Annotated in this window: 18 protein-coding genes and 2 pseudogenes; 8 read left to right on the top strand and 12 right to left on the bottom strand. The window is 64.3% G+C overall.

What is annotated here, in order from left to right; genetic code table 11:
* Positions 1–132: 132 nt before the first annotated feature.
* From AC1RWI_RS28555 to AC1RWI_RS28540, 4 genes and pseudogenes are all read right to left on the bottom strand, one after another.
* Positions 133–501 (bottom strand): hypothetical protein, encoded by a 369-nt coding sequence (locus AC1RWI_RS28555; protein ID WP_492869992.1) that lies wholly within the window; start codon positions 499–501, stop codon positions 133–135.
* A gap of 333 nt (positions 502–834) precedes the next feature.
* A pseudogene (locus AC1RWI_RS28550) lies at positions 835–1,131 on the bottom strand (efflux RND transporter permease subunit); the annotation flags it as partial.
* A 102-nt stretch (positions 1,132–1,233) separates the two neighbouring features.
* A pseudogene (locus AC1RWI_RS28545) lies at positions 1,234–1,422 on the bottom strand (hypothetical protein); the annotation flags it as partial.
* 9 nt (positions 1,423–1,431) lie between these two features.
* Positions 1,432–2,097 carry a hypothetical protein gene (locus AC1RWI_RS28540; protein ID WP_492869991.1) on the bottom strand — a complete coding sequence of 222 codons (666 nt, stop codon included), beginning with the start codon at positions 2,095–2,097 and terminating at the stop codon, positions 1,432–1,434.
* A gap of 584 nt (positions 2,098–2,681) precedes the next feature.
* On the opposite strand from AC1RWI_RS28540, the gene AC1RWI_RS28535 reads away from it, so the two are divergent.
* The 6 genes from AC1RWI_RS28535 to AC1RWI_RS28510 all read left to right on the top strand — a co-directional run bounded on the left by AC1RWI_RS28535 (position 2,682) and on the right by AC1RWI_RS28510 (position 6,908).
* The gene (locus tag AC1RWI_RS28535; RefSeq protein ID WP_043344327.1) at positions 2,682–2,969 is read left to right on the top strand and encodes a winged helix-turn-helix domain-containing protein; all 288 of its coding nucleotides are present in this window, start codon (positions 2,682–2,684) and stop codon (positions 2,967–2,969) included.
* A gap of 122 nt (positions 2,970–3,091) precedes the next feature.
* Entirely contained in the window at positions 3,092–3,700 is a 609-nt protein-coding gene (locus AC1RWI_RS28530) for a 2OG-Fe(II) oxygenase (RefSeq protein ID WP_492869990.1), read from the top strand.
* A 48-nt stretch (positions 3,701–3,748) separates the two neighbouring features.
* Positions 3,749–4,471, top strand: coding sequence for a Crp/Fnr family transcriptional regulator (locus AC1RWI_RS28525; RefSeq protein ID WP_492869989.1), 723 nt, complete (start codon positions 3,749–3,751; stop codon positions 4,469–4,471).
* A 223-nt stretch (positions 4,472–4,694) separates the two neighbouring features.
* On the top strand, positions 4,695–5,090 hold the full coding sequence (locus AC1RWI_RS28520; protein ID WP_492869988.1) for a hypothetical protein: 396 nt from the start codon (positions 4,695–4,697) through the stop codon (positions 5,088–5,090).
* 590 nt (positions 5,091–5,680) lie between these two features.
* Positions 5,681–5,896, top strand: coding sequence for a hypothetical protein (locus AC1RWI_RS28515; RefSeq protein ID WP_492869987.1), 216 nt, complete (start codon positions 5,681–5,683; stop codon positions 5,894–5,896).
* 148 nt (positions 5,897–6,044) lie between these two features.
* Complete coding sequence (locus tag AC1RWI_RS28510) at positions 6,045–6,908, top strand: LysR family transcriptional regulator (protein ID WP_492869986.1); 864 nt, start codon at positions 6,045–6,047, stop codon at positions 6,906–6,908.
* On the opposite strand, the gene AC1RWI_RS28505 is transcribed toward AC1RWI_RS28510, so the two are convergent.
* The gene (locus tag AC1RWI_RS28505) at positions 6,905–7,909 is read right to left on the bottom strand and encodes a zinc-dependent alcohol dehydrogenase family protein (RefSeq protein ID WP_492869985.1); all 1,005 of its coding nucleotides are present in this window, start codon (positions 7,907–7,909) and stop codon (positions 6,905–6,907) included. The two genes, AC1RWI_RS28510 and AC1RWI_RS28505, sit on opposite strands and share 4 nt — an antisense overlap.
* A 526-nt stretch (positions 7,910–8,435) precedes the next feature.
* Here AC1RWI_RS28505 and groES point away from each other — a divergent pair.
* Both groES and groL read left to right on the top strand, forming a co-directional pair.
* Complete coding sequence (gene groES / locus AC1RWI_RS28500) at positions 8,436–8,726, top strand: co-chaperone GroES (protein ID WP_006160236.1); 291 nt, start codon at positions 8,436–8,438, stop codon at positions 8,724–8,726.
* A gap of 40 nt (positions 8,727–8,766) precedes the next feature.
* Positions 8,767–10,410, top strand: coding sequence for a chaperonin GroEL (gene groL / locus AC1RWI_RS28495; RefSeq protein WP_043344351.1), 1,644 nt, complete (start codon positions 8,767–8,769; stop codon positions 10,408–10,410).
* 138 nt (positions 10,411–10,548) lie between these two features.
* On the opposite strand, the gene AC1RWI_RS28490 is transcribed toward groL, so the two are convergent.
* The 7 genes from AC1RWI_RS28490 to AC1RWI_RS28460 all read right to left on the bottom strand — a co-directional run bounded on the left by AC1RWI_RS28490 (position 10,549) and on the right by AC1RWI_RS28460 (position 17,173).
* The gene (locus AC1RWI_RS28490) at positions 10,549–11,337 is read right to left on the bottom strand and encodes a metallophosphoesterase (protein ID WP_043344353.1); all 789 of its coding nucleotides are present in this window, start codon (positions 11,335–11,337) and stop codon (positions 10,549–10,551) included.
* Positions 11,338–11,578: 241 nt separating this feature from the next.
* Positions 11,579–12,499 carry a type II secretion system F family protein gene (locus AC1RWI_RS28485; RefSeq protein WP_492869984.1) on the bottom strand — a complete coding sequence of 307 codons (921 nt, stop codon included), beginning with the start codon at positions 12,497–12,499 and terminating at the stop codon, positions 11,579–11,581.
* A gap of 78 nt (positions 12,500–12,577) precedes the next feature.
* Positions 12,578–13,555 carry a type II secretion system F family protein gene (locus AC1RWI_RS28480; RefSeq protein ID WP_492869983.1) on the bottom strand — a complete coding sequence of 326 codons (978 nt, stop codon included), beginning with the start codon at positions 13,553–13,555 and terminating at the stop codon, positions 12,578–12,580.
* 36 nt (positions 13,556–13,591) lie between these two features.
* Entirely contained in the window at positions 13,592–14,953 is a 1,362-nt protein-coding gene (locus AC1RWI_RS28475; protein ID WP_043344366.1) for a TadA family conjugal transfer-associated ATPase, read from the bottom strand.
* A 36-nt stretch (positions 14,954–14,989) separates the two neighbouring features.
* The gene (locus AC1RWI_RS28470; protein ID WP_492869982.1) at positions 14,990–16,183 is read right to left on the bottom strand and encodes a CpaE/TadZ family protein; all 1,194 of its coding nucleotides are present in this window, start codon (positions 16,181–16,183) and stop codon (positions 14,990–14,992) included.
* Positions 16,184–16,208: 25 nt separating this feature from the next.
* A complete protein-coding gene (locus AC1RWI_RS28465) occupies positions 16,209–16,667 on the bottom strand; it encodes a TadE family protein (protein ID WP_043344369.1) in 459 nt (152 codons plus the stop codon).
* On the bottom strand, positions 16,664–17,173 hold the full coding sequence (locus AC1RWI_RS28460) for a TadE/TadG family type IV pilus assembly protein (protein ID WP_043344371.1): 510 nt from the start codon (positions 17,171–17,173) through the stop codon (positions 16,664–16,666). Before AC1RWI_RS28460 ends, AC1RWI_RS28465 begins: the two co-directional genes overlap by 4 nt.
* Between the last annotated feature and the right edge of the window lie 6 nt (positions 17,174–17,179).

Genomic DNA, 17,179 nt, shown 5'->3' with positions numbered 1-17,179 from the left:
CCCCCCCCTGCGGGCGTAAAACACGGCTACCACAGTTGGTTAATCTTGCCGCTGGTTGGCTCTGTGTTTACCTTAGTGTGTGATGGTCACCGCCACCGGTTATAGGGTAAGCGCTATGTGCGTGGTTGGCTTTCACGGCAGCAGGGCGCGCAGGCGATCTAAACGGGACGGTGGCAAGGCAATCGAATCACCATCTGATGCCTCGACGCCGTAGTAGACAGCCTTGCCGTTCAGATCCCAGTCAAGAATCTTTTCGTCTGCTGTATAGGTGCGCTCGGCGAGCACGGTGTCCTCGCCGTTTCGAAAGATCCGTAGACGCACTGTGACAAATCCCTTCCAGTAGTCAATGATGCATTGCTCCGCGACATAGGCGCTGTTGTCCGACTTGTGACGGGTGCAGTGGTTAGCGGTCGCTCGCAATCTCGCATTTTGTATGTGGCAGACGAGAAGAACGAGTACCACTACATAGAAAGTCCAGCGCAATATTTTGGTGAGTCTCATATCACTAACATTGAGCCGAATTTCGCATAGGGAATCAATCAGACGAATCCGAATTCATCCTCGGTGTTTGCAAATTTTTGCAATCGACAGAAGCGTCGGAGATGCGGGAGCGTGGTGTGGCAAGGAGAGAGGCCCCCCTGCAGCGCACGGCCATCGAGGGGCAAACCAGCCTTTTCGTGGGAGCGGGAGTAACTGGCGAGCCCTCTGCACGGTCATGCAGGAGAGGGCCGCACTACCCCGAAACCCGAGCCGATTGCTCGGCCCGGCATGCTCAGTTACTTCGCTACGACGGCTGGCGCTGGCGTATAGCTGTGCGTCAAGACCAGGATCGGATCGCAAGTCCTCCAGGCTCATGCCCATGGCCGAGAGCTTCTGCGGATCTACCTGGATGCGCACCGACGTCTTTTGCTGGCCGCCAATATTGACCAGCCCGACGCCGAAGATCTGCGAGATCTGCTGCGCCAGCACATTGTCGGCGAAGTCGTTGACCTCGGTCAGCGGCAAGGTGTCGGACTGCACCGCCAGCACCAGGATCGGCGAGTCGGCCGGGTTGATCTTGCGGAAGGTCGGGGGCGTGGGCAGGTTGCCGGGCAACTGCCCGCTGGCGCGCTCGCTAGCCTGCACCGAGAGCGGCGCGCCGTTGGCCTGCATGGCGCCGTTGATGCGTTGGAATTCGCCGTCGGGCAGCGTGAACACCGCGTCGATCGGGTCGATCTGGCGGATCACCACCAGGCCGTTGGCGTCGGCGGCGTGGACGATATTGCCCGGGTCGACCGGGCGCGCGCCAACGCGCCCGGACAGCGGCGCGGTGATGGTGGTGTAGTCGAGCTGCACGCGGGCGACGTTGGCCAGGGCTTCGTCGGTCTTCACCGCGGCGGCCAGCTGCGCCTGGAACGTGCGCGGGTCGATCTGCGCCAGCAACTGCCCGGCCTAGACGTCCTGGCCTTCGACAAAGCCGACGCGGTCAAGCTGGCCGTCCACGCGTGGCTTGACCGTCACCGTGGCCATTGCCTGCACCGTGCCGACGCAGGACAGGCCGATCGGCACGTCCTCGCGCTTGACCTGCGCGCTGGTCACCGAGGCCGCCGGCGCCACGTCGCCCGAGGTCGCTACGCCTGCGCGGAACTGGCTCTGGGTCAGCTTGAGCGATTCCTCATATGCGGGCAGGGCGAGGGCATACAGTGCCTTGAGCACGTCGGTGACGCGCAGCTGGATATAGTCCTGCACCAGCTCGCCCTGGATCGTCAGGCGCGCAGCGGCAAGGTCGGCGGCACTGGCCGGCGCGCGGGATTGCCGGTACTGGGCCTCGGCCTGGCGCAGGCTCTGGTTGGCTGCGTTGGCTTGCCCCACCAGCTCATTCAGGCGGGCATCGTCGAAGCCCACCCACCAGGCCTGGGTCAGATCCACCGGGCGAGGCTCGGCGACCTGCCATTGGTGATCGTCCGGCACGGCCTCGCGATACGCGGCGGGGGTCTCGGCCGGGGCGCGCTGATAGTCCGGCCCGACCGCGCAACCGCCCATCCAGGCAGACGCCAGGGCGAGGCAGAACAGGTGCGGCGAGAGCAAACGCGCGGCGTTCATGGAGGCGAGAAGCAAGCGATGGTCATGCGGACTTTCGTGAGGCGATGCCGTTGTTTGCCGGCTCCTGCCCGGGATGGCGGGTTGGTTTCCACGCGCATGCACGCCGAGAGCGCGGCGCCGCGCAGGCGCGGCATATGGCAAGGATAGTGCGGCGCGGGAACGTGTGAAACGCGCTGCGCATGACTGAATATTTCACTTGCTTACGCCGATGCGCCGGGCGCGTTACGATTTATGCCGGCAGGTGATGCGCGAAGTACGCCCACGGATGCGGCTCGCGGCGGGCGCGCGTGCCTGTTAGGGTAGCTGGCAGCGGGTGGATGCCGGGTTGTGCGGCGCATCAAAGGGCGAGCGAGGGCGAGCGAGCGCCAGCGCCGCAGTGCGCGCACCGGCGCCGCGTGAGCCGCCACGGGCAAGCGGTCGCAGCCTGTTGTAATCTTGGGTAATTGTGCGCAAGCGAGCCTCGGCAGGTTGCATTTGCTGTGCCTGCCGCGTAGAAAGTAGGTGTCAGGCGGTCGCGGCGGATGGGCTGCGGCAATCCGCACGGCCGGCCGACGCATATAACTACATGACATCTGGACGACGAGCGGGAAGGCGTGGCCATGGAGACCGATCAAGAAAGCACACTGACATACGCGCTGCTGACAGTGCCAGCGCGTGCCGCCATCTGCCGCGCGCTGCTGGAGGCGGGTGAAGCCGGCATGCCGGCGTTCGACCTGGCTGGCGTCGCCGGGCTGAGCCTGCCGCGCGCCAGCCACCATTTCAATGAACTGATGCAGGCCGATGTGCTGGCCCTGGTCGTGCGTGACCGGCAGGTGATCTATGTGCTCAAGGCCCGCCGCGCGGTGAGCCTGGCGCTGGAGTATCTCGACAGCGGCGGGTTGTCGTAGGCCGGCGGCCGGCATGGCTGCGCCCCGGGGCTGTTAAAATGCGCGCCTGCGCGCCAAGGGCCTCCTGTTGTCCAGGTGGCCCTTTTTGTTTTGACGTTTCCCCAGCACGAAGTCTCCCACCCATGTCAGCCCTGGAACCTTTGTTTGTTGCCCTGGAAGCGCACGGTTGGGCCGTGTGCGACGACCTCATCGACACCACGCTGGCGGCGCGGCTGCATGCCGAGAGCCGCGCGGCGTGGGAGGCCGGCCTGTTCCATCCGGCCCGCATCGGGCGGGGCGAAGCCACCGCCCGCGACGCGGGCATTCGCGGCGATTCGATCCTGTGGCTCGACGACGCGCCCGCCGGCGCGGCGCGGGCGGATTTCCAGGCCTGGGCCGCGGGTTTGCGCGAGGCCTTGAACGAGCGCTACTTCCTGGGCTTGAAGCGCGAGGAATTCCACTTCTCGCACTATCCGGTCGGCACCGCCTACAAGAAGCACGTGGACCAGCATCGCGCGACCCTGCATCGCAAGATTTCGCTGGTGCTCTACCTCAATCCTGAATGGAGCGAGCGCGATGGCGGCGAGCTCGCGCTCTACGGGCAGGATGACGGCACCACCGAGTTGCATCGCGTGCTGCCGCAGCGCGCGCGGCTGGTGGTGTTTCGCAGCGACCTGGTCCCGCATGAAGTATTGCCCTGCCACAAGACGCGATGGGCACTCACCGGCTGGTTCCGTACCGATCCGGCCTGAACCGCCCGAGCGGCATCAGCAGCGTAACCAGCAACCCGGGCAACAGGCATGAGCACACGACCGCAGCCGCACGAAGACGACACCGCCGCTGGGCAGTTTTCGGCCGAGCTCGAAGCACTGCTCCGGTCGCATGCCATGCGACGGCAACTGGTCAAGGGTGAGGTGCTGTTTACCTACGGCTCCAACCCGGACGCGCTCTTCTGTGTGGAGCGCGGCGCCATCAAGGTCAGCAGCACGGCGCAGAACGGGCGCGAGGCCGTGGTCAGCCTGCTGGAGCCGGGGCAGTGGTTCGGGGAGGTCTCGCTCTTCATCGACGCGCATCGCGTGTACGACACGCGCGCCGCGCAGGCTAGCGAACTGCTGGTGATTCCCGCCGCCACCTTCCATGCGCTCATCGCGCGCGAGCCGCGCTGGCTGATGGAGTTCACGCAACTGATCTGCCGGCGCTACCGCAGCGCACTGGAATGGATCGACGAGGTGATCCTGATGCCGTTCCCGGTGCGGCTGGCGCGGCGCCTGCTTGCCGTCGAGCATGCGCACGCGCTGTCCACCCACGGCATGCCGGGTGTGCGGACATCCGGTGCCCCCGCCGCGCTCAAGCTCTCCCAGGAAGACCTGGGCCATATGCTTGGCGTGTCCCGCCAGAGCGTCAACCGGCAGCTCAAGGACTGGGAGAAGCAGGGCGTGCTGCGCCTGGAATACGGGCGCCTGACGCTATCCGACAAGGCGGCGTTGCAGGCCATCGCCAGCGAGTCCGCGCCTGGCACGTAGCGCGGTAGCTTGCGCTTCGCCGCAAGAATGAACTAACCGGCGGCTAAGATCGTGGCGGGGCCGGCCGATACTTTTCCCTTTTGTTCCTTTCGCGCCGCGGGCGAAAATCAACGATATAAACGATATATACTGTTTTGATACCACTGCGATCAAAACAGGAGGATGCATGGCAACGGTTTCGAATGGGCGCCCGCGTGCGCCCGCGCCCACAGCGGCGCAGAAAATGGCAGCCACCGCAGTGAAGCAGCCGGCCAAGCGCGCCAGTCAGACGGAGACGCCAGGCAAGGCTGCCAAGGCTGAAGCGGTCGAGACCGCGGCTGCCGCACCGAAGGCCGCGAAAGCAGAGAAGGTTGAGAAGGCACAGAAGCCTGCCAAGGCCAAGGTCGTGCGCGACAGCTTCACCATGCCGGAGTGGGACTATGCCAAGCTGGCGGAACTCAAGCGGCGCTGCCTGAACGGCGGCGCGCACGTGAAGAAAAGCGAGTTGCTGCGGGCCGGGCTCAAGATGCTGGAGTCGCTGCCGGAGCGGCAGTTGCTGGCCGTCGTGGCCCAGGTCGAGACCGTCAAGACGGGCCGGCCCGTCAAGCGCAAGGCACGCGACGCGGCTTCCGGGCAGTAAAGCCGCGGCGTACATTGCGTGGCACCTGGATGTATTCCGTCCAGGTGCGCGCCGTATTTTGCGGGTTTCATGAATAGTTGATGACAGCCTCAACCATCCGCCGATTCGGTCGTTAAGATGGGCAGGGCTTACCAATCCTGAAGCCGGACCGACCAGGCGCCGCCGTGCCGGTCCTGTGCTTTTCAGAGCCCTTCACCGTTTCTTGCCGGCGCTATCGTCATCCGCAGCGTGAGTCTCTTCAGGCCGTCTTTCTGGTGCCCGTTTTCCGTGTTCGCCGTCGTCACGGTGCCGCTGGCCGAGCCGCCGCGGGAACGGCCGCCGGGCGATACGTCCGCGCGCGGTGAAGCGAATCCCGATGCGCGGCGAGACCTCCTCACGGTGCCCACGCCGGCGGTCCGCTAGCCTGGCAGCAGCGGCCCTGCCGAGGCATCGTTTCGTTGCGCCGCAAGGCAACTCATGGCCCGCTATATATATGGAAAAGGCTCGAAAAGTACCTATAGTTATGGTGCGTCGCATCAATTCGCCTGCTGCCATGTTGCGTCCGACTGTGCAGGATGGAACCATGCCCCCTATCAACCTGAGGTAAATCCATGTTGCCGTGTGAGCGATGCATGCGCCAGGCCGGCAGGCCAGGACACCTGCCGCCGCACGAGGATCTGGAGGCCGCGCGCGCCAATGCGCGGGCCCAGGACGGCGCCGCCTATGCCTACCGCTGCCGCCAGTGCGGCTGCACGCTGGTGTTGCGCAGTCCCAGCAGGGAAGTGCCTGACTACTGGGTCCTGGAGGGGCGGGCGCCTTCCGCCTGACATTGACGGGATGCCGGCCCGCCGCGAACCCGTGATTGTTCCCGCCGCACCGCCGTGCCATCATCGCGCAGCCGCCTGCGAATTGCCTGGCCGCGCTGGACCCGACACCTCCCAAACGTAACGTCAGTAACATCAGCAAATTCCCCGGATGGACTGGAGCGATATCAAGATCTTCCTGGCGATCGCCCGCGCCGGCACCCTGGGCGGCGCCGCGCGCGCGATCGGGCAGACCCAGCCGACCATGGGGCGCAGGCTGAAGGCGCTGGAGGATGCCGTCGGGCATGCCTTGTTCCAGCGCACCAGCGACGGCTATGTGCTGACCGATGAAGGGGCTGCCGTGCTCTCCCACGCGCAGCGTATCGAGGCAGAGGCGATTGCTTTCGAGCGCCAGCTGTCCGGCCAGGCGCGCGAGCTGGACGGCATGCTGCGGATCTCGTCGTCCGACTGGTTTGGCGTGCACATGCTGACGCCGGTGATCGCGGACTTTATCCGCGTCCATCCGCGCGTCGCGGTGGAACTGGTTACCGACGCCCGCTTGTTCAGCCTGGCGCGCCGCGAGGCGGACCTGGTCTTTCGCATCCGCGCGTTCGACGAGGCCGATATCGTGCAGCGCAAGCTGATGCATATGGACTACGCGCTCTACTCGGCGCCCGGCGTGGCACCGCCGCGCGCCGGCGATGGCGAGGGCCATGCCCTGCTGACGCTGGATGCGGGTTTCGCGGACTTGCCCGACGTGGCCTGGATGCGCAGGCAACTGCCGAACGCCCGGGTGGCATTCGGCAGCAACAGCCGCGAGGCGCAGGCCAGGCTGTGCGCGGCCGGCGCGGGGCTGGCTGTGCTGCCCTGCGTGCTGGCCGAGCGCCTGGGCGGGCTGCAGGCCATCGACATGGGCGAGGCGCCGCCAGGACGCGATGTCTGGGTGGGCTATCACCGCGACCTGCGCCGCCTGGGGCGGCTGCGCGCCTTCCTGGATGCGACCATCGAGCGCCTGGGCAATAGCGCGCACGCTTAGTCCCCGGCAATGTCCACCACCAGCTTGCCCTTGGCGGTGCCGGTCTCGATGGCGCGATGCGCGTCGATGGCGGTATCGAGCGTGAAGTGCCGCGCATCGAGCCGCACGGCGAGCTTGCCCGCATCGGCCAGCCGCGCCGCTTCGCGCATGATCTCGCCGTGGTGCGCGCGGCCCTTGCCGGTGAGCATCGGCATCAGCGTGAACACGCCCGAATACGTGGCCGCGCGAAACGACAGCGGCGCCAGCGCGTGCGTGCCCCAGCCAAGGCAGCTCACCACATGGCCGCCATAGGTGCGCGCAGCGAGAAAAGAACTGTCCAGCACCGTGCCGCCCACCGTGTCGTAGACCACGTCGAAGCCCTCGCCCGCAGTGTATTGGTCGACATACTGCGCGACGGATGTCGCGGCGTGGTCGATCGCGGTGGCGCCATAGCCCTCGATGATCGCCTTCTGCGCAGCGGAGCCCGTGGCGTAGACCTGCGCTCCGAGCGCGCGGGCGATCTGCACCGCGATATGGCCCACGCCGCCGGCGCCGCCATGCACCAGCACCTTCTGGCCAGGCTGCACGCGCGCCCGGTCGACCAGGCCTTCCCACGCGGTGATGAATACCAGTGGCAATGCCGCGGCTTCGCGCATCGACAGCGCGGCAGGCTTGCGTGCTAGCAGGTCGGCATCGACCGCGGCGTACTGCGCGAGCGAGCCCTGCAGGCCGCCCACGCCACCGGTCATGCCATAGACCTCGTCGCCGGGCGCAAAGGCCGTCACGCCCGCGCCCACGGCTTGCACCACGCCGGCCAGGTCCAGCCCCAGCACGGCGGGCAAGGGGTGGCGGGCGTGCGCCGCCTGGCCGGCGCGGATCTTGGTGTCGAGCGGGTTGACGCCGCTGGCCAGGATGCGCACCAGTACCTGGCCGGGGCCCGCCACTGGCCTGGGAAGCTGGACGGCCGTGAACGGCGCGCCCGCGGATTCGACGATGAGGGCCTGCATGGTGGGGTGGGACATGATGCGCTCCGTATAAGTTGGCAATGAACTAGCGAAGGGTTGGTGTGACCATTCTTGGCCAGGCCGGCGCGCTCGTAAATCAACGCTTCTGTACTCTTGCCATGCAGTTCTGAATGGGATGGCCTCGTGGCCTCGTGTCATGCCGCCGTGGAAGTGGGTGACGTTGACGATTGCGCGGCAGGCGAAAGTGCCGCAGGCAGCATCACGGGTGCCGTGTGGCGATCCGCCCCCGAGACATTGGTCTGGTGATCCATGGGCAACTTTCCCGTTGACGAAATTCGTCCGGATTTCATTGGGATGCGAATAAAGATCTCGCCGCGCGGCCAGGCCCCACAACGATTTTCACAATTCCAGGGTAAACACGTATCAAGTCGTTGACTTGAAAACGCTACCCCCCGTCCCTATAATTAGCACTCGTTGGGCATGAGTGCTAACAGACCTCTCCCAGCGTACTAATTCTGCTGGCCGTCAGTGCTGGCGGTCATTTTTGTGAACCTAAAATCACTTTTTGTACCAAGGAGTCCGTATGAATCTGCGTCCTTTGCACGACCGCGTGATCGTGAAGCGTCTGGACAATGAAACCAAGACCGCTTCCGGCATCGTGATTCCCGACAACGCTGCCGAAAAGCCTGATCAAGGTGAAGTGCTCGCCGTTGGCCCCGGCAAGAAGGACGACAAGGGCGCTTCGATCGTCCTCGACGTCAAGGTGGGTGACCGCGTGCTGTTCGGCAAGTATGCCGGCCAGGCCGTGAAGGTGGATGGCCAGGAACTGCTGGTCATGCGCGAAGAAGACATCATGGCTGTGGTGAACAAGTAATCCACGCACCCCATTCGTACAGATTTAGGAGATTCAGAACATGGCAGCTAAAGACGTAGTATTCGGCGACGCCGCCCGTGCCAAGATGGTCGAAGGCGTGAACATTCTCGCCAACGCAGTCAAGGTTACCCTGGGCCCGAAGGGTCGTAACGTGGTGCTGGAGCGCAGCTTCGGCGGCCCGACCGTGACCAAGGACGGCGTGTCCGTGGCCAAGGAAATCGAGCTGAAGGACAAGCTGCAGAACATGGGCGCGCAAATGGTCAAGGAAGTGGCTTCCAAGACCAGCGACAACGCCGGTGACGGTACCACCACCGCAACCGTGCTGGCCCAGTCGATCGTGCGCGAAGGCATGAAGTACGTTGCCGCCGGCATGAACCCGATGGACCTGAAGCGCGGCATCGACAAGGCTGTGGTGAACGCGGTTGAAGAGCTGAAGAAGCTGACCAAGACCACCACCACCAGCAAGGAAATCGCGCAAGTTGGCTCGATCTCCGCCAACAGCGACGAAGTGATCGGCAAGCTGATCGCTGAAGCGATGGACAAGGTCGGTAAGGAAGGCGTGATCACCGTGGAAGACGGCAAGTCGCTGGCCGACGAGCTGGAAGTCGTGGAAGGCATGCAGTTCGACCGCGGCTACCTGTCGCCGTACTTCATCAACAACCCGGAAAAGCAAGTTGTCGCCCTCGACAACCCGTTCGTCCTGCTGTTCGACAAGAAGATCTCGAACATCCGTGACCTGCTGCCGGTGCTGGAACAAGTGGCAAAGTCGGGCCGCCCGCTGCTGATCATCGCTGAAGACGTCGAAGGCGAAGCCCTGGCGACCCTGGTGGTGAACAACATCCGTGGCATCCTGAAGACCGCTGCTGTCAAGGCTCCGGGCTTCGGCGACCGCCGCAAGGCCATGCTGGAAGACATCGCCATCCTGACCGGCGGCGCAGTGATCGCTGAAGAAATCGGCCTGACGCTGGAAAAGGCAACCCTGCAAGAACTGGGTCAAGCCAAGCGCATCGAAATCGGCAAGGAAAACACCATCATCATCGACGGCGCCGGCGACGCAGCCTCGATCGAAGCACGCGTGAAGCAAATCCGTGCCCAGATCGAAGAAGCGACCTCGGACTACGACCGTGAAAAGCTGCAAGAACGCGTGGCCAAGCTGGCCGGCGGCGTTGCAGTGATCAAGGTTGGCGCAGCCACCGAAGTCGAAATGAAGGAAAAGAAGGCACGCGTGGAAGATGCACTGCACGCAACCCGTGCAGCCGTGGAAGAAGGCATTGTCCCCGGCGGCGGTGTGGCCCTGCTGCGCGCTCGCGCTGCCATCGCTAACCTGACCGGCGACAACGCCGACCAGAACGCAGGCATCAAGATCGTGCTGCGCGCCATGGAAGAGCCGCTGCGCCAGATCGTGCTGAACGCTGGCGAAGAAGCTTCGGTCGTCGTGGCCAAGGTCATCGACGGCAAGGGCAACTACGGCTACAACGCCGCCACCGGCGAGTACGGTGACCTGGTGGAAATGGGCGTGCTGGACCCGACCAAGGTGACCCGCACCGCGCTGCAGAACGCCGCTTCGGTCGCATCGCTGATGCTGACCACCGACTGCGCAGTTGCCGAAATGCCGAAGGATGAATCGGCTCCGGCAATGCCGGGCGGCATGGGCGGCATGGGCGGCATGGACGGCATGATGTAAATCTGCCGGCCTGCCAAACGGCAGCCTGCTGTACCCGCATCACCCGTAGTAGCAAAAACCCCCGCTGGCGCGAGCCGGCGGGGGTTTTTGTCTATGGGGCGACAGTACCGGCCCAAGGGGCGCCGTCGCGTGAAAGGCTTACAGCTCCACCGTGTAGCACCAGTCGAAGGCCGGGTTCTCCGGTTCGCCGGTCTTGCGGCGGATATAGCCGCGCGGGTTGCACACCACGCGCGCATCTTCCAGGCGGTAATCGAAGCCGGTATGCGTATGGCCGTGCACCCACAGGTCGGCCTGCGCAACCAGGTCCGGCCGGCGCGAGATAAAGCCGGCGGAGACCAGGTCATGGGAGAAGCGCGGGTCGAGGCTGCCGAGATCCGGTGCATGGTGGGTCACCACCACTGTCTTGCCGGCAAAGGGCACGGCGAGCTGCGCCGCCAGCCAGGCGCTGGCCGCCTCGTGCCGCGCCAGCGCGTCGGCCGTGGTGAAGCGGCGCCGCAGGCCGTCGCCATCTGCCACCTCGATCAGGCGGTGGTCCACCATCACGCCAGCGCAGGCCAGCATCGACTCCTCGCGCCGGCCGGCGCCAAACAGCGCGTAGTCAGTCCACCAGGTGGTGCCGATCACGCGCACCGGCTCGCCCGCCAGGTTGTCGAAACAAGCCACCGCGTCATTGAGCACGCGCACATGCGGCGCCGCCCCGGCGGCCTGCGCCAGTTGCGCGTCCACCTGCTCGAAGGCGCTCTCGTAGTACTCGTGATTGCCCGGCACATAGACCACCGGCCCCGAAAAGGTGCGCGCGGCCCAGTCGACGCCGGCGCGGCCGTTGGCGATATCGCCGGCCAGCACCACCAGGTCGGCGGGGCAGTCGGGTATCGCCGCCGGTGTGTCGTGTTCGAGGTGCAGATCGCTGAGGATGCGGATCTTCATGGGGTCTCCATGCGAAATGCCGACGCGCCGACGGCAAGGGGCCTGCCTGTATTCTTCATGCGAGCGAAGACCTGGTCAAGCGTCATGGGCGCGTCGCGCTGTTCGCCTCCAGCCGGCGGGCATGCGGGCTATTTGTGCCGCCAGCAAAAACGCCCGGACAAAGTCCGGGCAAGACTGGCTCCCTGGCGTTGCACCGGGAGACAATCGAGGGAGCGACGTCCAGCGAGGCGAGGCAGCCAGCTCACTGGCCGGACATGGTCGGCAGCAAGACCCGATAAATCTGGATGAATGCGGGTCCAAGCAACACTAGCAGCAGTGTCGGGAAGATCATGAAGATCAAGGGGAACAATAGTTTCAGCGCAATCTTCGCGGCCTGTTCCTCAGCACGCATGCGGCGCTTGGTTCGCAGCATGTCGGACAGCACCCGCAGCGACTCCCCGAGGCTGGTGCCGAAGCGGTCGGCCTGGTTCAGCATGGATGCGAATTTGTCCACGTCATCCACGCCGGTGCGCAGCGCCAGGTTGGTCAGCGCCTTGTCCTTGGCGAAGCCAGAGCGCAGCTCCAGCAGCATCAATTGCAGCTCGTCGGCCAGTACCGGGCAGCGCAGCGCGAGTTCATCCGCCACGCGCATCAGCGCCGCGTCGAGCCCGAGCCCGGCCTCCACGCAAACCGTGAGCAGATCAATCACGTCCGGAAACTCCTCGAACACCGCGCGCTTGCGGTTATCCACCTTGCGCGATAGCACGGCATTGGGCAGGTAGTAACCAATCGCGCCTAGTACCGCCAGGAGCGCTACGGTCTTGTACTGCCCCTGGAACGCCGGCACGCCGCTCACCGCTACCAACGCCAGCATGGGCAGCCCGATGGCCAGCACCGTCTTGGCGGCGAAGTAGAGATGCGGCGCAGCGCTGCTGCGCCAGCCGGCATTCATGAAGCGCACGCGCATCTGCGAGCCTTCCCAACCCTCCTTGGGCAACGACAGGCGTGACACGGGTCTGGCCCACCGCACCAGGTTGTCGAGCCAGGCGTTGTCCTGCCCCGTGCCGGCTCCCGTGGCCGTACCGGCTATCTGCCCCAGCCTCTCGCGTGCCCGGCTAGGCGTGAATGTCAGCAGCAGACCGAATACCGCGCCGAACGCCGCCACAAAAATGAGAACCAGCATCAGGACCTGCTCTGTATGGACACCTTGCATGATCGCCTCCGGAATCGAGAATTCTGCCTACTTCTGGGTCGCGTGCATTCAGACCCGGATACGGATGATCCGGCGCATCCAGACGACGCCGAGCGTCATTCCTCCCAGCGCCATCCCGACCATCTTGAGGCCGATCGGGTCTTGCCATAGCACTGTCATGAAATCCGGATTCACCACCAGAATCAGCCCGGCGGTGGCGAACGGGAGCAGGCCCAGTATCCAGGCCGATAGGCGCCCCTCTGCCGAGAGCACCTTGATCTTGTCGAACAGCTTCAGGCGTTCACGCACCAGGTTGCCGATCGTGTCGAGAATTTCGGCAAGGTTGCCGCCGCTCTCGCGCTGTATCAGTACCGCGATCACGAAGTAGCGCAAGTCGTTGATCGGCACTCGCATTGCCATGTTTGTCATTGCCTCGTCGAGAGCGACCCCGTAATTGATCTCCTCAAAGGTAGTCCGGAATTCGCGGCCCATCGGATCCTTTACCTCCTGCCCCACCATCCCCAGCGCACCCGAGAAGGAGTGCCCAGCGCGTAGCGCGCGGCTGATCATGTCGACCGCATCGGGCAGTTGCATCTCCAGTTGCTTGAGGCGCTTATGTCGAAGTGCGATGACATGCCAGAGGGGCAAGGAGCCAACCAGTAACGCGCCCAGTACCACCAGTACCGGTGGCACGGGCAGCAGCGGCACGAGCGCCAGCGCGCACAGCGCGACCAGCCCGCAATAGCCGAGTAGCTGCGCAACCGACCACGTGCTCCCGGATTGCTCGAGCCATCGGTCGAGCCCGCCGACGCGAGGCAGCATCAGCAGCCAGCGCTGCAGCATCGGCGTGTTGCTCAGCATGCGCCCCTTCAGGATCGACAGGGTCTCCGCGCTGACCTGCCCGCCGGCCGACAGCGACCGCAGCCTGGCCTCGATCCGCTTCGCCGCCGGGCCGTGGTAATTGTTCCACCAAAGGTAGGCGCCTTCGATGCAAAGCACCACCGCAGCGAACAACAAGATGATGAAGGCATAAAATATGAAGTTCATTTTCTTCTCCCCGCATTCTCTGTGCCGCTGTCCGGTTCAGACGTCGAAGCGCTTTGCCGGGTCATAGGTTTCGTCGGGCAAGCCCACGCCGAACACGCGCAGGCGTTCGGCAAACTTCGGGTACACGCCCGTGGCGCGGAAGTGCCCGTTGACCGTGCCATCCTGGCCTACACCGGTACGCTGGAACGTAAAGATCTCCTGCATGTTGATGATCTCGCCCTCCATGCCGGTGATCTCCTGGATGCTGACTATCTTCCTGCGCCCGTCAGTCAGCCGGGACGCCTGCACAATGACGGTGATTGCCGAGGATATCTGTTGCCGGATTGCCTTCGGTGGTAGATTGAGGCCGGCCATGCTGACCATGTTCTCCAGGCGCGTAAGCGCATCGCGCGGTGTATTGGCGTGGATGGTGGTCAGCGAACCCTCATGGCCGGTATTCATCGCATTGAGCATGTCCAGCGCCTCACCACCTCGCACCTCGCCCAGGATGATGCGGTCGGGACGCATGCGCAGCGCGTTGCGTACCAGGGCGCGCTGCGTGATCTCACCCTTGCCTTCGATATTCGGTGGCCGCGTTTCCAGTCGCAGCACGTGCGGCTGGCGCAACTGGAGTTCCGCGGCATCCTCGATGGTGACGACGCGCTCGCTCTCGGGAATGAAGCCGGACAGGATGTTCAGCAGCGTGGTCTTGCCGCTGCCGGTTCCGCCTGACACCAGCACGTTCACCTTGGCGTGCGCTAGCGCTTGCAGGAGTTGCGCCATCGGCGGCGTGAGGCTCTTGAGTTCGACCAGGTTGGCTACCTGCAGGGGATTGACGGCGAACCGCCGGATCGATAGCAAGGGACCATCGATGGCGGAGGGGGGAATGATCGCATTGACGCGCGAACCGTCCGGCAGCCGCGCGTCCACCATCGGACTGGTTTCGTCAATGCGCCTGCCGACGCGCGAAACGATCTTCTCGATGACTTTCATCAGATGTGCATCGTCGTAGAACGTAACGTCGGTGAGTTCCAGCTTGCCGCGCCGCTCCACGAAGGTCTGTTTCGCCGTGTTGACCAGGATGTCGGAAACCGTAGGGTCTTGCAGCAGTGGCTCAAGCGGCCCGAAGCCAAACATCTCGTCGTAGACCTCCGAGGTGAGCAGCCTGCGCTCGGCGTCGTTGAGCAGGATCTTCTCTTCCTCGATGATGATGCTCACCAGCGTGTTGATTTCCTGCCGGACCTGCTCCTGGGGGAAGCGTGCCAGCCGTTCCAGTTCCACACGGTCCAGCACCGTCTCATGGATGGTCCGCTTGAACGAGCGGTAGTTCGCCGGTGTCGGCGGGAACTGGATTGCCCCATGGCCATTGGCGATGAAGGCAGGCTGGCTGGGGCTCGACAGTTGATCGCGGATTGACATGATGATCTCCGGTAAGGGAATCAGGAACTCGGTGGCTCAGGTTGCGCGCGTGCGCAGCATCAGCTTGCGCAACGGCGACACGCTGTCTTGTTGCGTACGGCGCTCGGCTCCGGTTGCGGCAACGAACTGCGTACCCAGTGCCAGGATCGCCTTGGCGATGGCGCTGCGTTTGTGGGATTTTGCAACCGCTTCGCCGTGGCTGATTGCCTCGTCGACAGCCGAGGAATCGTCGGGCAGCGCGTGGAAGATCTTCATGCCAAACACGTCGCTCAGGGCCGAGCGGGCCAGCGCATTGCGGCAGCCCTCGCGATTGAGCAAGATGTGGACCTTGTCGGCCGAGTAGTGCAGGGCGCGCAGGATATCAAGCAGGCGGCGTCCCGGGCGGGCAAAGGCGATGGTTGGTTCGACGACGACGCAGATGCGATCGCTGCGGTCCAGCAGACCGATGGACAGAGGGTCGAGCGCCTGCCCGATGTCCACGATCACAAAGTCGTAGACCGGCTGGACCACTGAGAGTATCCACTCGAGTTTCTCCTTCTGAATCTGGCTTGCCTTGATCGGGTCGGTGGCGCCGGCCAGGATGTCGAAATTGCTCTCGACATGCGTCAGGCAGGCATCCAGGAACGCCGCATCCATCCGCTCGATCTGACTGCAGATTTCCGGGAGGGTGGAGGGCGGCGGCTTGTCGCTGACAAGGTAGGTCAGGTCTCCGAACTGCCGGTTCAGGTCGATTACCAGGACGCGCTTTCCCAACTGGGCGCCAAGCGCATGCCCGAGATTGCTGGCGAGGAAGCTGGTGCCCGCACCGCCCTTGCACGAAATGAACGAGATCACCTGCGCCATCTCGCGATTCCTGGGCACGTGGCTGGCCTCCACCCGGCGCAGCGCTTCCGCCAGTTGCGTCCTGTCCAGCGGCCACGCGAGGACGTCGCGCACGCCCGCGCGCAGGGCCTTGATCAGGCAGTCGGAGCTCGGGTCGGGCGTGACAAGAATGCAAGGCAGTTCGGGATGCTGCTCGCGCAAGGCTTCGATGCTATGCATCTGCGATGCTCCGACGACGGCTTGCTCGATGATGAGGAGATCCGCCAGCTGCAACTGGCTGCCATGGAACGGAAAGCGGGCTGGTCCTTCCAGCAGCGACATGGTCTGGTAGTTCCCGATCCCTGCGCTCAGGCGGGAAATCTCGTCAAGTTTCTGGGCATCTTCCGATGCGATCAGGATCTTCAACATGGTGCGTTCTCCAATCTCGGGCAATCTAGCTGCAAACCGATCCACCGCTTGACGAGTTCATGCTCTCTCGGGACAGCGTGGATGTGAAGGGTGGCATGGTCAGCGTGATCGGAAGCAAGGGGATGAACGTGCGTACCGAGACGTTGGATATGCTGACAGTTGCGCTCTGGCAGGTGCTCCGCGCGGTGGCCGCATCGGAGTCGCATCCCGCTGGCAGATAGTCGAGCTGGATGTTGGAGGCGCTGAGCAGTGGCAACAGTGAGCGCATCTTGGTCTTGATGATCGCGTCGTCGGCGTCGCAGACGACGGCCATGCGCGCGCCAAGCCGTGTCGCCTCGGCTGCGGTGTTCCAGTAGAACAGCACGCGGGAGAACTCCACGATGCCGATCAGCAGGGGGAAGAAGATGCCGGCTATCAAGGCGAACTCGACAGCAGTCGCGCCGCGCTGCCGCGCAGGCCGGAGGAAGAGGGATCGCGTTTTCATAGTACCTGCCTCATGACGGTAGCGATGTCGGTGAAGGTCAGTCCGCTTGCATTGATAAAGGTCTGGATGGGCGAGTACGTATATCCGGTGATCTTTACCGTGACGAGGTTGATCGTGCCGGCCGGCGTGCCGGTACCCGCGCTGTTGTCGTAGGTGCTCACGTCGGCGAATGACATGCCGGGGCAGCCTGATGCATCGACCCGATCGCAGATCACCACCATTGACGTGGTGAGGCCGGTCGAGAGCGCTGAGCCCGAGCAGCTGGTATTGCCGTAGACGGCCAGGCATTTCGCCGGCCCCGTCGGATAGCTGATATCCAGCGGGGAGAACTGCGACAGGTAGCGGGCGGCTGAGCGCGTGCCTTTGGTCAGGGTGTCGAACTGGTAGATGGCGCGCCCGAATTCCGCCACGCCACAGACCATCAGCAGCATGGGGACCAGGAGAATGCCGAACTCGACGGCCGCCACGCCGCGATGGCGCGCCAGGAGCATTTTTCTTGTCTTCATGATCTC

The organism is Cupriavidus sp. MPR-AND1C (genome assembly GCF_058809705.1).
Note: the sequence above shows the minus strand (reverse complement) of the source record. Positions and strands in the feature narration are given on the sequence as shown.

Excerpts from the sequence above, each read along its gene's own strand:
- AC1RWI_RS28555 (WP_492869992.1), bottom strand. The coding sequence starts at position 501 with ATGAGACTCACCAAAATATTGCGCTGGACTTTCTATGTAGTGGTACTC.
- AC1RWI_RS28535 (WP_043344327.1), top strand. The coding sequence starts at position 2,682 with ATGGAGACCGATCAAGAAAGCACACTGACATACGCGCTGCTGACAGTG.
- AC1RWI_RS28530 (WP_492869990.1), top strand. The coding sequence starts at position 3,092 with ATGTCAGCCCTGGAACCTTTGTTTGTTGCCCTGGAAGCGCACGGTTGG.
- AC1RWI_RS28525 (WP_492869989.1), top strand. The coding sequence starts at position 3,749 with ATGAGCACACGACCGCAGCCGCACGAAGACGACACCGCCGCTGGGCAG.
- AC1RWI_RS28520 (WP_492869988.1), top strand. The coding sequence starts at position 4,695 with ATGGCAGCCACCGCAGTGAAGCAGCCGGCCAAGCGCGCCAGTCAGACG.
- AC1RWI_RS28515 (WP_492869987.1), top strand. The coding sequence starts at position 5,681 with ATGTTGCCGTGTGAGCGATGCATGCGCCAGGCCGGCAGGCCAGGACAC.
- AC1RWI_RS28510 (WP_492869986.1), top strand. The coding sequence starts at position 6,045 with ATGGACTGGAGCGATATCAAGATCTTCCTGGCGATCGCCCGCGCCGGC.
- AC1RWI_RS28505 (WP_492869985.1), bottom strand. The coding sequence starts at position 7,909 with ATGTCCCACCCCACCATGCAGGCCCTCATCGTCGAATCCGCGGGCGCG.
- groES (WP_006160236.1), top strand. The coding sequence starts at position 8,436 with ATGAATCTGCGTCCTTTGCACGACCGCGTGATCGTGAAGCGTCTGGAC.
- groL (WP_043344351.1), top strand. The coding sequence starts at position 8,767 with ATGGCAGCTAAAGACGTAGTATTCGGCGACGCCGCCCGTGCCAAGATG.
- AC1RWI_RS28490 (WP_043344353.1), bottom strand. The coding sequence starts at position 11,337 with ATGAAGATCCGCATCCTCAGCGATCTGCACCTCGAACACGACACACCG.
- AC1RWI_RS28485 (WP_492869984.1), bottom strand. The coding sequence starts at position 12,499 with ATGCTGGTTCTCATTTTTGTGGCGGCGTTCGGCGCGGTATTCGGTCTG.
- AC1RWI_RS28480 (WP_492869983.1), bottom strand. The coding sequence starts at position 13,555 with ATGAACTTCATATTTTATGCCTTCATCATCTTGTTGTTCGCTGCGGTG.
- AC1RWI_RS28475 (WP_043344366.1), bottom strand. The coding sequence starts at position 14,953 with ATGTCAATCCGCGATCAACTGTCGAGCCCCAGCCAGCCTGCCTTCATC.
- AC1RWI_RS28470 (WP_492869982.1), bottom strand. The coding sequence starts at position 16,183 with ATGTTGAAGATCCTGATCGCATCGGAAGATGCCCAGAAACTTGACGAG.
- AC1RWI_RS28465 (WP_043344369.1), bottom strand. The coding sequence starts at position 16,667 with ATGAAAACGCGATCCCTCTTCCTCCGGCCTGCGCGGCAGCGCGGCGCG.
- AC1RWI_RS28460 (WP_043344371.1), bottom strand. The coding sequence starts at position 17,173 with ATGAAGACAAGAAAAATGCTCCTGGCGCGCCATCGCGGCGTGGCGGCC.